We start from the raw sequence: 14,551 nt of genomic DNA on the forward strand, positions 1-14,551 counted from the left end.
AAAACGTTGTAAGCAAGCCAAAAAAATGTAAAATCCTGAAATAGGTTGACTAAAATTTAAAAACTTTTGTGAAACTATGGAGACAAACAAAAAAACACCCTGCCCAAAAAAACTACAATAAAGTAAATTTCGAACTCGAGCTTTTCATAATTAATGAAATTTGAATTAGCTGATTGATTTCTTCAGTAAGAACTTCTTCATTTTTATTACAAAAAAATGACCTTGCTATAATTGTATTCCGTTTTTAGACAAAAGGATATTGTTAATGATTGGATACAACATAATTCACAAAAAAACAGTCCTTCTAAGAACTGTTTTCTATTATTATAATCCAAGATTAAAATTATTGAATCATCAAGCTGTGTAACTCTTGAGTATGTTGAGAAATAATATGTACTGTATACAGACCTGATTCAAAACCATTCACATCAACTTGATGGGATGTTGTATTTATATTATCCATGCTATAAACTGTAACCCCATTCATACTTACAATTCTCACAGAGGAATTTGTAAGACCATTTAAATTAATTGTTACGAAAGAGTTAGAAGGATTTGGATATACTGAAGTTTCATTAGAACTTTCCATATTTAATTCTAAAACTTCATTAGTACCATCAGGAATGATTTCAACTTTAAAAGCCATATCAAAATCTAAATAGTCTCTACCACAAGATGAGGGCCTTGCGCTTAAAGATCCTCTTAAACAACCGTATATTTGATTTTGGTTACTGTATTGCACTTTCCATTCTTCACCAGAATCAGAAGTAATAGAAATATAATATGTGTGTTCTCTGTCTAAAATAAGATCTTCGGCAAAAATTACTTTGTTTTCTCCTTCAACCACGGAACCTAATGTTTGACTATACATTGCAGTATCTTCAACAATACCTTCATTGTTAATAACACCTTCACAATTAGGCCCATTGTAGACAGTTAAAGTAAAAGAAGTGTTCACGGTAGAAGCTGAATAGAAACTAAAACTAGACAATTTACCAAAATGATTAGGCTTAAAAGATTGCCCCCAACTAACAGTAGCACTAGAAGTACGCGTACCCTCAGCCTCGATGATAGTAGGAGAATTGTTTACCTCATTTAAACTCGCTGTATTTGTTTTATTAGTTAATAATTGAAAATTATCAAATACCAGATTACCATGATCTATCAGACCTTGCGGAGCAAGATGGGTTTTGTCAGCTTTTAAAAAACCAACCATTGAGGTAAACTTTATGTTTGGGTCTTCTTGAGCAATTTTCTGATGAGCTGTATGTACAATTGGATTTTCTAGAATATTTGGATGTTGTTCATCCACTCCTAAAATAACCGGTAGTTCAGGTTTGTTAGTAAATTCACGTACGTCATTTATTAATGTAGTAAGCCTTTGGTAATACAAGTGGGGTTGGTTGTCTACTGCAGGCCTGTTACCAGTTTCTGGGGTTACTTGTGCATCTGTCTCGCCTTGAACCCATATAAAGCCTCTATAAGCAACTCTGTATCCTTGGTCTAATAATTCTCTTCGAGCAAATTTTAATTTTTCTATCATCGCATCATAGTTCCCTCCGTCACCGGGAGCACCCCATTGCACATAAATACTACTAGACCCCTCTCCAAACTTAAAAATAGCAGGGTCGTATCCGTTCAAAACTAAATTTCTACTGAATGTAACTTCAAGACCAAAATGACCAATAATTTTAGAAGGATCTTCAAGTGATGTATTCCAGTAACCATCCTGTATCTGCATGGTTGTCCAACCATTTGTGGTGAAAGGAGTATCTGGGTTTCGTTTTCGCACAAGAGTTTGATTCAATCTAATTGAGCTATCCAAGTTCTCTAGATCATCAGGGTAATAATTACCATCACCTGCTAGTCCAACAGCATTAGATTGTCCTGCAACAATAAATAAATCAATTACAGGTAACTTTTGGGAGAAAGAGTGATTAAGTACTCCTACAAGCATTGTAAATAATAAAAAAGTGTTTTTTTTCATAAGGGGGTGTTTTTAGTGATTTTTTGGTTAAAAATACGGACTAAACAAAACCATATTCTGTACCGCTATTTGTTAATTTGATGCAAATAAATTTTTATTGATTAATATTCGATTAATATATCATTAAGAAGAAATCTTACCAATGACAAAACTAAAAGTAAATGAACCATTAAGGATTGAATTTCTAATACTCTATTAAATTAATTCACAGTTTAATAAAACCATATACAGCGTCATAATGGAAAATTTATTTTTATTATTCATTTATTTTTTGAGTGCCAAGATAAAAACACAAAACAAGTATAGGCTGAGTGCCTCATCAAGTAATCCTTCGAAACTAAACCGCTACTCTACCCCAAAAAAGCCTGTTTGTCAATCACAATAAACATTAAAACAACATTCTAAATCTAAAAGAAAAAAATTATCATTTTTTTCATAAAACCATTAGGGTTTTTTATAAGTCATTGCGCTATTAGAAGTATAGAGACATATATAAACATAAATTAGAATATTATGAAAAACTTAAAAAACAACTTAATGATTGCCCTGACAGTAATCGGGATGAACCTTACAATTTTTGCTCAACAAACAGATACTAGCAATATAAAAATACCAAAGGTAGAAGTAAAAGGTGGTGTGTTTTATTTGGAACTAGATGCTAAAACACCTTATGAGAGAGGATATCAACATGGTGCAGCAATGAAATATGTAATAACAAGAACAATTGTACAGTTTGAGAAATGGTTAGCAGATAATACCAATGAAAAAAATCCGGAAAAACTAATTCATGATTTTGCTGAAAATACAGGTCATATAAATTCAGTTAAAAAACATCTTCCTAAATTATATGATGAAATGCAAGGAATAGCAGATGGAGCAAATGTAAATTTCAATAAATTATTTGTATACCAAAGCTTTGATGAACTATTTCTTTATTTAATGACTACTGGAAAAATTTCTTTAAAAGACGGACATTGTACAACCACTGCAGTGTATGGCAGAAAAAACTTGCCAAATTACATTACACATAACAACGATATACCTACTTATCATGAAGGCGCTGTTACTGTATTAAAAATTAAATACCCTAATTCTGATTTAGAAATTCTACAACAAACATTTGCAGGTCAAATTGGACAAAATGGTGTCAATAACAAAGGGGTAAGCGTAGGTGTAAATACAATCGCAGACCTACCAACAACAGACTATGGAATACCTGTATCATTTAACGTTAGAAAAATTCTAGAAACAGAAACAGCTTCAAAAGCTTATGAATATCTCCAAACTATTACTGCAGGAACAGCAATGAATTATATGATCGGAGATCGAGAAACAGTGATATCTGTAGAAACATGGGAAAATAAAGCAGAGATTGTAACAGGTTATGGTGACTACTATGCAGTTCATACCAATCACACCCTTTTAAAAGAAGCACCCATTACCATGAAAATGGATGCAGCATCTGGTGGTGGAAGTTACGGATACACACATCAAAGATTGAATTCAGCTACTGAAATTCTAAATACTAATGCAAATACAATGAATTTTAATGGTGTTCGTGAAATGAAAACTAAAAAACCAATATTAGTATACCCAGGCAGTCCAACAGGAAGAACTATCATGTGTATGATCATTGAAATACCGAAAGAAGGAAGTCCAATCCTATATACTACTCCTGATTCACCAAATATATTTGAACATGTGAAATTTGAATTTTAATATAAAACTATCTAGAATAAAATCATCCATAGTCAATCTATGGATGATTTATTAGTTAATAATAATTCAAATAAAAAGGTTGAATCCAATTAATATAGAACGACTCCCCTACTTATTATAAACTCTATGTCATAAAAATGAATTAGGAAATTCATCAAACGCTTCAATCTTCAATTTTACAACTCTTGGTTTTGATAAGTATTTATATCATTCCAATCTAAATTTTGTGATTCAGATAATTGAAATAACATAAAATTTCAAATTTATTTTAGTTTTAGTAACATCTTTATAGTTTATAAATAGTTAATTTTAAAACTAAAAGATGTTAAAAAGAGCTCTTTACATTATTATTGGAATTTATATTCTTCAAACTGCATCCTCTTGTTGTGATTGTCCAGATGAAAAAGCAACAGAAAAAGAATATTTTGGATTCAAATTAGAGGTTGTAGATACCTCCGGATTTAATTCAACAGTAATAAGAAATCCTGTTTATAAAAACGCTATCGGAATACAAATAAACATGACAACATATGAGCATGATTATTCATTTTTATCATTTCCTGTGAAGGCATTTTCCTTCCATAAAACGTATGCAATATTATGTGAATGCCTGACTGATGTAATTATTACAAATAATATTAAAGGAATAAATATTTATGGTCAAGAGACACTACAGCATGAAAAGAAAAATATTTCAGATCTATTTAGAATTGTAACCTATACCAATGAACAATTAAAAATTGATGATTTTTTTCAAGAAATTCAGCTACAAGAATTCTTTATGCTAGAGTTAGTAGACTTTGATAACTTGCCCAACAAAATTGTATTTACAGTAGAAATTGTTTTGGAAGATGAAACGAAGCTTCAACGAACTTCTGAATCTATCGAATTTATAATTTGATAGAAACATCTCAAAATATTTAAGTAATCCCCATATTCAAGTGGATTTTAAAATTCTTTTTCTAAATTACATAACTATAAACAGAATGAAAATTATGATCTCGAAGAATTAGTCTCAGAATACCTCTTGGTCAAACCCCATCAACTGAATTTTATATTTATTTGATATCGACAACATGGATCATGATCACGTTTTAAAAACCAATCTAACAATAACAAAAAAAATCAAAGCCTTTATTTAATTATGACCAACCAAGATGAAAAAATCGCAAAAATGACATTTGCATCCATATACCCACATTACCTAACAAAAATTGAAAAAAAAGGTAGAACAAAAGAAGAGTTACATACAGTAATTCAATGGCTTACGGGTTATGATGATCTTGGGTTAATGGAGCAAATCAAAAATAATGTTACATTTGAATCCTTTTTCCAAAATGCCAATCTTAACAAAATGGCCCATCACATTACAGGAAAAATTTGTGGTTATAAAGTGGAAGAAATAGAAAACACCTTAACACAACAAGTAAGGTATTTAGATAAATTAGTAGATGAATTAGCCAAAGGATGGAAATTAGAAAGGATTTTAAGAACAATTTAAACCGCCATCAATATCATTAAAAACCTGATAACCTTTAAAATAGAATCACATCATTTTCATGAATTTTTAAAACTCAACCATGAAACTAAATAAATTAACTTTGATTTTTATGATATCAATTTGCCTAACCTCGTTTATAGGTTGTGCAAAAGACAATAGCAAACCAATATTTATTCTAGTCCATGGAACCTTTCAATGGGGTGGTCAATGGAACATGTTGAAGAATGATCTTATTTCAAAAGGTTATAAAGTTTATAACCCTACACTAACTGGTTTGGGAGAAAGGAATCATTTATTATCAAAAGAAACTGGAATAACACCCCATATAAATGATATTGTAAATTTTATAGAATGGAATAATTTTGAGAATATTATCCTTGTAGGTCATTCCTATGGTGGACCTGTGATTTCTGGTGTGGTTGATAAAATTGGAAACAAGGTAATTCATCAAGTGTATGTTGATTGTGCTCCCGCAGACCATGGAGAAAATACTTTAGATGTCTTTGGTCCAGAAGTTGCTCGAATTTCTTTAGAGTCAGCTAATAAAAATGGTGATGGTTGGTTAATCACTGCCGATGCATTAAGAGATCCCATTCCCACAATGTCTAAGCACCCTTTAAAATCATATACAGAAAGAGTGGAAATCATTAATGATGTCAAAACTAACGGAACAATTATATTGGCTACAGAAGGCATGTCAATTTTTGGCTTCATGAGAACAAAAAGTGCACCCAAAAAAGCAAAGGCAAGAAACTGGAAACTTATTACAATTGTAGGCCCACATACCTTACAAGAGCAAGATCCAACTATGTCTCAATTATCCAATATACTTACTCGTATTTATAACGATTTATCAAACTAAATCTTCAATAAATATAATATACTCTATAATGGTAAATTCCTTTCATTTATCTAGTATTCGGTATGATATTTGCGTAAATCAAGAAAAATTAAACAATATCTAAAACCAATCAAATGAAATCAAAAACGTTAAGTGTAATCGCTCTCCTGGTTATATCTTCAATTGCTACGGCACAGAAACAAAAAAAAATTAACACAGATCAAATCAATGTCAAAGCCAACATTTGGGAAACCAAAGAAAACGGTGTAGGCGATTTTTTTCCTAATTTTACTATTGATGGTGATCTCTCTTCTAAATCAAGTTGGAGAGGAGAAAGAATAGAAGGTACTAAGCCTTGGATTCAATACAACCTTGGAAATCCAACAAACATCTCCTTTATAAATCTAGCTTTTTTCAGCGGAAATAAACGTAATTACTTCTTTGAAATTGCTATTTCTAAAGATGGAGAGCATTGGAAAAGTGTTTTTAATGGCCAATCGAATGGTACAACCTTGGATTTTGAAAAATTCGAAATAAATGAGAAAAAGGTACGCTATCTTAGAATCACTGGGAATGGAAATAATCATAATGTCTATTTTAACTGGACCAATATTACAGAAATAGAAATTTACAAATCGTAATCATTCTTAAAAAAGCTTTTCTGATTTTCAATGTTAGAAAGCTTAAATTATTTATAGTGATACCAATAAAAAAAAATCCGTTCCAAACTTGGAACGGATTTTTTAATTTATAGCTACTTTTAAACTAAGCTTTAAAAGTAATTTTTCGCATTCTTAAACTCTCTGGAGTTACCTCAAGATATTCATCAACTCTAATATACTCCATACATTCCTCCAATGAGAAATCAATTTTCGGAGCAATTTTCATTGCATCATCCGTACCAGATTTTCTCATATTTGTCAATTGTTTACCTTTGATTAAGTTTACAGACATATCTTCTGCTTTACTGTTTTCTCCAATAACTTGACCAATGTAGATTTCTTCATTAATATCAATAAAGAATTTACCTCTATCTTGCAAACGGTCTAAAGCATAAGCAGTAGCTTTACCAGCAGCGGCAGAAACAATTGCTCCTTTTTCCTCTTCTGTAAATTCTCCTTTGTAAGGACCGTATTCACTAAATCTATGATTGATAATTGCCTGTCCAGCAGTCGCTGTTAAAATCTTATTTCTTAATCCAATCAATCCTCTAGATGGAATTGTGAATTCTAAATGTTGTAAATCACCTTTAGGCTCCATAACCATTAGATCTCCTTTTCTCAAAGAAACTAAGTTTACGGCTCTAGAAGCTACATCTTCAGGTACATCAATAGATAAAGTTTCGTATGGTTCACATTTTTTACCATCAATTTCTTTTAAAATAACCTGTGGACGTCCAACTTGTAACTCATAACCTTCACGACGCATTGTTTCAATCAATACCGATAAATGCAATACACCACGACCAAATACGTTAAACTTGTCTTCAGAATCTGTAGTTTCAACTCTAAGAGCTAAATTCTTTTCTAATTCTTTAAACAATCTATCACGTAAATGACGAGAAGTTACAAATTTACCTTCTTTACCAAAGAAAGGAGAATTATTAATCGTAAACAACATACTCATCGTAGGTTGATCAATCTCTGTTCTTGGTAATTCTTCTGGGTTTTCTAAATCAGCAATAGTATCACCAATCTCGAAACCATCAATACCCGTAATTGCACAAATATCACCACAACGTACTTTATCTACCTGGGCTTTCCCCATTCCTTCAAATACGTGTAATTCTTTAATTCTTACTTTTTTCTTTGTTCCATCAGCTTTACATAACATGTAATCTTTTGCAACTTCTAAATCTCCACGGAAAATACGTCCGATAGCAATTCTTCCTGTAAATGAAGAAAAGTCTAATGAGGTAATTTGCATCTGAGGAGTTCCTTCATTGTATGGAGATTCTGGAATAGAATCTAATACCGCATCTAATAAAGGTACAATATCTTCTGTTTGATTTTTCCAATCAGTACTCATCCAGTTGTTCTTAGCAGAACCGTAGATCGTTGTAAAGTCTAACTGCTCTTCTGTTGCTTCTAAAGCAAACATCAAGTCAAATACTTTCTCATGTACAATATCAGGAGTACAGTTTTCTTTATCAACTTTATTAACAACCACAATTGGTGTCAATCCTAACTCTAACGCTTTTCCTAATACAAAACGTGTCTGAGGCATTGGTCCTTCAAAAGCATCTACCAATAATAAAACACCATCTGCCATTTTCAATACACGCTCAACCTCACCACCAAAATCGGCATGGCCAGGAGTATCAATAACATTAATTTTTGTTCCTTTATAATTAACAGAAACGTTTTTAGAAAGAATCGTAATTCCTCTTTCACGTTCCAAGTCATTGTTATCTAACAAAAGATCTGTTCTTTCCTTTCTTTCGTCCAATACCTTTGCTTGGTCGATTATTTTATCAACCAACGTAGTTTTACCGTGATCGACATGGGCTATAATAGCGATATTTCTAATTTGCATACGAGATTTTTAAGGTTGCAAAAGTACTATTAATAATTGAATATAAAACAGTTATTAAGGTTATTTTATTGTTACACTCTTTTTATGCCCTAAACACATCTAGGCAAAAAATTAGTTAAATTATCATTGCATGAATTATAGTTAACCTTCTCTATTTTAAGGTGTTTTATTTTATCAATAACTTCATTTTATTATTTTTTTATATTATATTTAAGGTAAACTCGCTGCTATGAAAAAGAAAACCGACTTCTCCCCAAGGAGAATTAAACTCGTATTTATTCTGAGTTTATTAACCTCAACAGTCTCTTTTATCTGGGCTGGAATTGCTCATTATTTAGAAATTGGTCATTTATCTACCTATATTTTAATTGCTGCTATTACATTTTTAATCTCTGCTATAGCCGCCAAAGCAAATAAGCTTTTGACTGCAAGAATTCTCTATATGTTCAATTTTATCATAAGTGTATCTATGACAGCATCATTTATTGGTAAACCTGGTAGTGTTGAATTTGTACTTATGTTTGCACTTGGACTTCCCTTTTTGATATTTTCGTATAGAACAGAACGCTTGTTGGTATACTTTTTCTCTGGTACCGCTAGTATCGTTTGGTTTAGTTTGTACTTAACCGATTTCAATTTATACACCAGCACTCATATGGATCCTATTATAGCCGCAAACATTGTCTATCCAGTCTCTATTGGAACCACCATTATTTTAACTGGATACCAACTTGTAGTTTTTTCAAATTTAAATATTGGATATTATACAAAAATACACAATAAAAAAGAAGATGCTATAATTGCCTCTAATGCTAAATCACAGTTTTTAAGTACGATGAGCCACGAAATCAGAACTCCGTTAAACGCAATTATTGGACTTTCTCATATCTTAAATGACAACAACCCAAAACCTGACCAAGTTGAAAATATAGAAGCACTAAACTACTCAGGAAAAATATTACTAAACCTTTTAAATAACGTACTGGATTTTAGTAAAATGGAATCCACAAATATTACACTAACCCCAGTATCTACGGATATTGCCTTAGCAATAAAGCAATTAAAAAAGATTTATGAAGCAAACTGCCTTAGAAAAAACATTTCTATGCATGTTGATATTCAAGAAAACATCCCTACTGTACAAATTGATATTGTTCGATTTAACCAAGTTATCAATAACCTAATTTCAAACGCTATAAAATTCACGGATAATGGAAGTGTAACTGTTAAAATCCGTATGGACAATGAAACGGATACTAGTATTGATCTAACAACTGAAATTATAGATACAGGAATCGGACTAACTGAAGAGCAACAAGCCGTCATCTTTGATGCTTTTACACAAGCTACAGAATCAACAACAAGGTTATATGGAGGAACTGGACTTGGATTATCGATTGTGAAAAAAATTATAAAAGCAATGGATACAGAAATTCATATTGATAGTAAAGTAGGTTTTGGAAGTAATTTTTATTTCAAAATCAATCTACAGAAAGCACAAGACACCGTGGAAAGCACAGTAACTTTAAAGCAAAGAACCAAACTTAAAGGGAAAAAAGTATTGCTTGTGGAAGATAATCAAATTAACATTATGGTTGGAAAACAAATACTAGCAAAAGAACAAATGGATATTGATATAGCTTTAAATGGTCAAATTGCAGTTGACAAAGTTAAAGAGAATACATATGATATTGTTTTGATGGACATACAAATGCCAATCATGGATGGCTATACAGCAACTCGCGAAATAAGAAAATTTAATACTAGTATTCCAATACTTGCGCTATCTGCATCCGTTTTTATGGAAGTGAAAAATAAAATTTTAGAGAGTGGTATGAATGGTTTTATCTATAAACCTTTCGAACCTGAAGATTTATTAGCAGAACTAGATAAACAAATTCATGGTCCAATTAACGAACTACAGACAAATAAAGAGGCTTCCTAACAACAGTTTAACTGAGATTAATAAAACATACATAAAGACACCGTATAAATTACCAAAAGCAACACAGGCCAATATACCAATTTTACGATCAAATTATTTTTATATTCTAACCAATTGTATTTATCCGTTTTTACATACAATAAAATCCCTGCTGACACAAAAGCAATCACACCATACATTACAAAATAAAAAGTTTCTAAATAAGACAAATCTGGGGTTAATAAACTCCTTCTTAATTGTATATGTGACAATAACAAAACAAAGAAAAACCCTCCAGAGGCTTGAATTACAGACAAGGCATTTCCTTCTTTCAATTCCCCATCTTGTTTTGCAACAGTAAACAACAATAAAAAAATCAAAATAGCAATAACGAATATCGGTAGAATGTTTGATATCACAGGATTAATAATCTTTCGCTTTATCATCATATTGTACACCAAAACAGGTGCTTGCGTAGGCCCGCTATAAGCTGTATTTCCTAAATTTGAATTAAAATCTCTATTTGAAAAACTAAAATAGCTAGATGTTAAGTTTGCTTCTGGAATATAAATATCAGTTTGAATTCCTGGTCTATTTCCAGGGTTTAACAAACGATAACCATCCAGGTCGGGTACTAAAATTCTGTTATCATGAATATCCGGATACATCAATTCTAAATTTAACAACCTAAAGTCTAACGGGTATTTTGTATAATCAAAATCAAATTTTAGTGTTGCTGTATAGTTATACCTATACAGCCAATAATCCTCTATATGTGTTTTTGAAACAACTGAAGTTCTTACGGAAATTCCGTTTGAAGATTTTTGAGGGAAAACGAAATTTTCATCATGTAAAATCTTAATGGAATCATTAAATTTTTGCCATATCTTACCACTAAAAGAAACCTCATAAGCATTTTTGAAAGTAACATTATTGATAAAAATTCCAGTCGGTATTTCTATAGAGCTTGGGTAGCCAATCTTTCTTAATTCTTCATTTCTTTTTGAAATAAAATTTTGAAGCGCAGTATTATTAGTAATTTTTACATGATTAATATCTTCTCGAGTAGACTTCATTTCAATATTCACATACCATATCAAAACGATATTTAATAATAAAAGAAGAGATAATCCAATTGAAAAACTCCATAGATTTTCTGTTTTAGTATTGTAAACCTTACATATCAAGGTTAAGATAAATAATAACAATACTGAAAACCAAAATGCCATTCCTATTATTTTATTGTCCAATTCTTTAGTCGGTCCGACCAAATCAACAGAGTTAAAAACAACAGAAATAATCCAATCATTCTTTAGCGTAGAAAAATAAATATCAGATTCCTGAAATGTGTAATTACTAAATATTTTAAAATGTCCCTCTTTCTCAGACTTAAAACGTTTGAAATTTGGTTCCTGATTCACCGCTTTTTTAACCAGCTCAGGATGAATCAAATAAGACAAATTAGGATGTGTAACCAATTCTAGGTTTCTTGTAGCTATGTATCCAAATCCAGAGGCTCCTAAGCTAATCTTATTCACAAACTTAGACAAGCTCTCAAGCGATAAAGTATAAGACACTACTCCTAAAGTTTCTGAATCACCTGAAGGACTTTTATGAAGTATTGGAACTCCATAATCTGCTACAAGTTGCTTTGCTCCTTCTGCATAATACGGTGCACTCCAAACAGCTTGTTTTGATGCAACCACTTTCGTATACCATTCTGTAGAGGGAATTCCCTTTTCTTGATAATTATATAAATCTCCTATGTCAATTACTTTCCCCAAGCGTTTATCATAATACGGAGAAAATAACGGAGCATCTTTAAACTTAAATGGCTCATATGCCACCGTTACCCCTAAACCCACATCAGATATTTTGCTCGCCTCTATGATTAAATTCACAAGGTCTTCTTCAGAATAATTCGAGTTTGCAACTTTATCCGCTAAGTTCTGAGTTATTTCTTCAAATTTTCGAATGTGCTTATCTATCACCAAACGAACTTCGTTGTTCTTCTCTTTTCCTAACGCTTCAGCTGCATCTTTTTTACTATGCTGGTAATGATAAAAATCAAAAACTGAGTAAATAAAAACAGCAGTAGTTATAAGAATTAGAATTTTATATACTTTGGATGATTTTAAGACCGAGAACATTTATAAGAAGGTTTACTAGCTAAATTAGGAAAAACTATTGAATCTAAAAATTCAATAGTCCACACCATCAAAAGACCGAAACTAATTAAAACCGAAATAACGCAAAGGATCTACATTATCTATTGATAACTTTCTTCCGAGTTCAAGACCTATTGAATCACTTGCTTCTTCAACCCATTGTCCGTAAAGTATATTATTTGATAGAATTTGATAAGTAACCATTCCTGAATACTCTATACCGTCTTGTTCATACATAAAATTCAAGGATAAAATATTATTAATAAATAGACCGTATCCGGTTTGAACGTCTTCACCTTCAATCAACCAATTCGCATAAATTTTATTATCCTCATACCTTAATGTTAGCATACCAGAATATCCTTGCTCTGAATTTTCAGAATTTGCACCTATAATTTGATAAACACCTTCAATATCTGAAATATTTAAATTGGAAGTAAAACCCATGGCATCACTAACCGCCTCTCTCCTTAAATTAAGTTCCTCAATGAAATGATTAGATTTTTCACTAGAAACATCAATTCTTGCCTTTAATAACTTCGTTGATACCTCGAGCCATTTACTCAGTTTTGAATCCATTCGCTATCCTTTTTTTAGCTCAATCACTGTAATTTCAGGCCACATCCCTACTCTACCAGGAAAGCCTAAAAATCCAAAACCTCTATTTACATATAAGTACTGTTTCGCCTCTTCATACAGCCCAGACCACCTAGCATATCTATATTTAACCGGACTCCATTTAAATCCTGGAATATCAACCCCAAATTGCATTCCATGCGTATGTCCAGCCAGAGTCAAATCAATATGATCGGAATGAGGTACCGTTTTTAAATCCCAATGAGTCGGATCATGTGATAATAAAATTTTAAAATCATCCTTATCAACACCGACAAGAGCTTTGTCTAGATCCCCTTTTTGTTTGAACCCTTTACCCCAATTTTCTACTCCAACCAAGGCTATTTCTTGATTTCCTTTGGTCAAACGTATGTTTTCATTTTTTAAGAGATGAAAATTCATTTCTTTATGATATACATCCATTAAATCTGCATTCTCTTGTTTTGCTTCCTTTGATGACCACTGATTATAATCACTATAATCATGATTCCCTAAAATGGAATACACCTGCGGTTTAATATTTTTAAAAGTATCGATAAAGGGTATTATTTCTCTTGAATCACCATTGACTAAATCTCCAGTAAACATAACAACATCCGCGTTCTGCGCATTTATTAAATCGATTCCTCTTTGAACATCTGCAATACTGTCAAAACTACCAGAGTGGATGTCTGATATTTGAACCAACTTATATCCATCAAAAGATTTAGGAAGATTTGGGAATTTAAGACTTAAGTTTTTCACCTTATAATTATACTTCCCTTTAGTTATACCATAAAGCATTGAAGCAAAAGGGATACTTGCGACCCCCAAACCTAATTTCACTAAAAATTTTCTTCGTTCTTCAAAATCGGCTTCTGGTGTATATCCCAAAAACTTAGCAAATACCTGAAAGATGTAATTTAAAATTCTTAAAACATCATCAATAACCAAAAACCCGAAAAATATGATTTTAAAAATGATAAATGCAAAACTTGTACCTATCAATAAATTCCTTCCTAGAGTAGCATTCAAAGTTCGCTCTTGAAAATATTGAATCATCACATAAACTCCTATATAAGAAATCAGTGCTAACACCAAATACGCTACTAATACATATACTTGGATTTTACTTTTATCATAAACTGATCGAAGCCCCATAAACAAATAGGCATCTAAAAATACAAGTACTGCAATAAAAATAAGTAAACGGGTCATTATTCAAACAATTTATAACTACAAAGAAAAACTAAAAACTAGTGCAACTTGCCAAGAACTTCAT

General features: G+C 31.5%; 11 protein-coding genes. 6 read left to right on the top strand and 5 right to left on the bottom strand.

All coding sequences use genetic code 11. The features are described 5' to 3' along the window. Window positions 1-343: 343 nt before the first annotated feature. Window positions 344-1,987 (bottom strand): T9SS type A sorting domain-containing protein, encoded by a 1,644-nt coding sequence (locus AC2DZ0_RS03920; protein WP_484643821.1) that lies wholly within the window; start codon window positions 1,985-1,987, stop codon window positions 344-346. Window positions 1,988-2,500: 513 nt separating this feature from the next. Here AC2DZ0_RS03920 and AC2DZ0_RS03925 point away from each other — a divergent pair. The 5 genes from AC2DZ0_RS03925 (at window position 2,501) to AC2DZ0_RS03945 (ending at window position 6,689) form a co-directional block, all read left to right on the top strand. Further along, window positions 2,501-3,706 (top strand): C45 family autoproteolytic acyltransferase/hydrolase, encoded by a 1,206-nt coding sequence (locus tag AC2DZ0_RS03925; protein ID WP_484643823.1) that lies wholly within the window; start codon window positions 2,501-2,503, stop codon window positions 3,704-3,706. Window positions 3,707-4,028: 322 nt separating this feature from the next. After that, complete coding sequence (locus AC2DZ0_RS03930) at window positions 4,029-4,607, top strand: hypothetical protein (protein ID WP_484643824.1); 579 nt, start codon at window positions 4,029-4,031, stop codon at window positions 4,605-4,607. A 243-nt stretch (window positions 4,608-4,850) separates the two neighbouring features. After that, window positions 4,851-5,207 carry a DUF2200 domain-containing protein gene (locus AC2DZ0_RS03935; protein ID WP_484643826.1) on the top strand — a complete coding sequence of 119 codons (357 nt, stop codon included), beginning with the start codon at window positions 4,851-4,853 and terminating at the stop codon, window positions 5,205-5,207. A gap of 79 nt (window positions 5,208-5,286) precedes the next feature. Further along, on the top strand, window positions 5,287-6,069 hold the full coding sequence (locus AC2DZ0_RS03940; RefSeq protein ID WP_484643827.1) for an esterase/lipase family protein: 783 nt from the start codon (window positions 5,287-5,289) through the stop codon (window positions 6,067-6,069). A 113-nt stretch (window positions 6,070-6,182) separates the two neighbouring features. Next, complete coding sequence (locus AC2DZ0_RS03945; protein ID WP_484643829.1) at window positions 6,183-6,689, top strand: discoidin domain-containing protein; 507 nt, start codon at window positions 6,183-6,185, stop codon at window positions 6,687-6,689. 124 nt (window positions 6,690-6,813) lie between these two features. Here AC2DZ0_RS03945 and typA read toward each other — a convergent pair whose 3' ends face one another. Beyond that, window positions 6,814-8,583: a translational GTPase TypA gene (typA, locus tag AC2DZ0_RS03950; protein ID WP_484491719.1), complete on the bottom strand. Its 1,770-nt coding sequence runs from the start codon at window positions 8,581-8,583 to the stop codon at window positions 6,814-6,816. A 229-nt stretch (window positions 8,584-8,812) separates the two neighbouring features. Between typA and AC2DZ0_RS03955 the strand changes: the two genes are divergently transcribed. Beyond that, on the top strand, window positions 8,813-10,528 hold the full coding sequence (locus tag AC2DZ0_RS03955) for a response regulator (protein ID WP_484643830.1): 1,716 nt from the start codon (window positions 8,813-8,815) through the stop codon (window positions 10,526-10,528). A 17-nt stretch (window positions 10,529-10,545) separates the two neighbouring features. Here AC2DZ0_RS03955 and AC2DZ0_RS03960 read toward each other — a convergent pair whose 3' ends face one another. From AC2DZ0_RS03960 to AC2DZ0_RS03970, 3 genes are all read right to left on the bottom strand, one after another. After that, complete coding sequence (locus tag AC2DZ0_RS03960) at window positions 10,546-12,657, bottom strand: PDC sensor domain-containing protein (RefSeq protein WP_484643832.1); 2,112 nt, start codon at window positions 12,655-12,657, stop codon at window positions 10,546-10,548. 81 nt (window positions 12,658-12,738) lie between these two features. Beyond that, window positions 12,739-13,254 (bottom strand): hypothetical protein, encoded by a 516-nt coding sequence (locus AC2DZ0_RS03965; protein WP_484643833.1) that lies wholly within the window; start codon window positions 13,252-13,254, stop codon window positions 12,739-12,741. A gap of 3 nt (window positions 13,255-13,257) precedes the next feature. Beyond that, window positions 13,258-14,487 (bottom strand): metallophosphoesterase, encoded by a 1,230-nt coding sequence (locus tag AC2DZ0_RS03970; protein ID WP_484643835.1) that lies wholly within the window; start codon window positions 14,485-14,487, stop codon window positions 13,258-13,260. Window positions 14,488-14,551 lie beyond the last annotated feature (64 nt).

Source organism: Flavicella sp. IMCC45668, assembly GCF_057219105.1.

Bases quoted from the DNA above. Each gene is read 5' to 3' on its own strand.
- AC2DZ0_RS03925 (WP_484643823.1), top strand. From the start codon at position 2,501: ATGAAAAACTTAAAAAACAACTTAATGATTGCCCTGACAGTAATCGGG.
- AC2DZ0_RS03940 (WP_484643827.1), top strand. From the start codon at position 5,287: ATGAAACTAAATAAATTAACTTTGATTTTTATGATATCAATTTGCCTA.
- AC2DZ0_RS03955 (WP_484643830.1), top strand. From the start codon at position 8,813: ATGAAAAAGAAAACCGACTTCTCCCCAAGGAGAATTAAACTCGTATTT.
- typA (WP_484491719.1), bottom strand. From the start codon at position 8,583: ATGCAAATTAGAAATATCGCTATTATAGCCCATGTCGATCACGGTAAA.
- AC2DZ0_RS03965 (WP_484643833.1), bottom strand. From the start codon at position 13,254: ATGGATTCAAAACTGAGTAAATGGCTCGAGGTATCAACGAAGTTATTA.
- AC2DZ0_RS03930 (WP_484643824.1), top strand. From the start codon at position 4,029: ATGTTAAAAAGAGCTCTTTACATTATTATTGGAATTTATATTCTTCAA.
- AC2DZ0_RS03960 (WP_484643832.1), bottom strand. From the start codon at position 12,657: ATGTTCTCGGTCTTAAAATCATCCAAAGTATATAAAATTCTAATTCTT.
- AC2DZ0_RS03970 (WP_484643835.1), bottom strand. From the start codon at position 14,487: ATGACCCGTTTACTTATTTTTATTGCAGTACTTGTATTTTTAGATGCC.
- AC2DZ0_RS03945 (WP_484643829.1), top strand. From the start codon at position 6,183: ATGAAATCAAAAACGTTAAGTGTAATCGCTCTCCTGGTTATATCTTCA.
- AC2DZ0_RS03920 (WP_484643821.1), bottom strand. From the start codon at position 1,987: ATGAAAAAAAACACTTTTTTATTATTTACAATGCTTGTAGGAGTACTT.
- AC2DZ0_RS03935 (WP_484643826.1), top strand. From the start codon at position 4,851: ATGACCAACCAAGATGAAAAAATCGCAAAAATGACATTTGCATCCATA.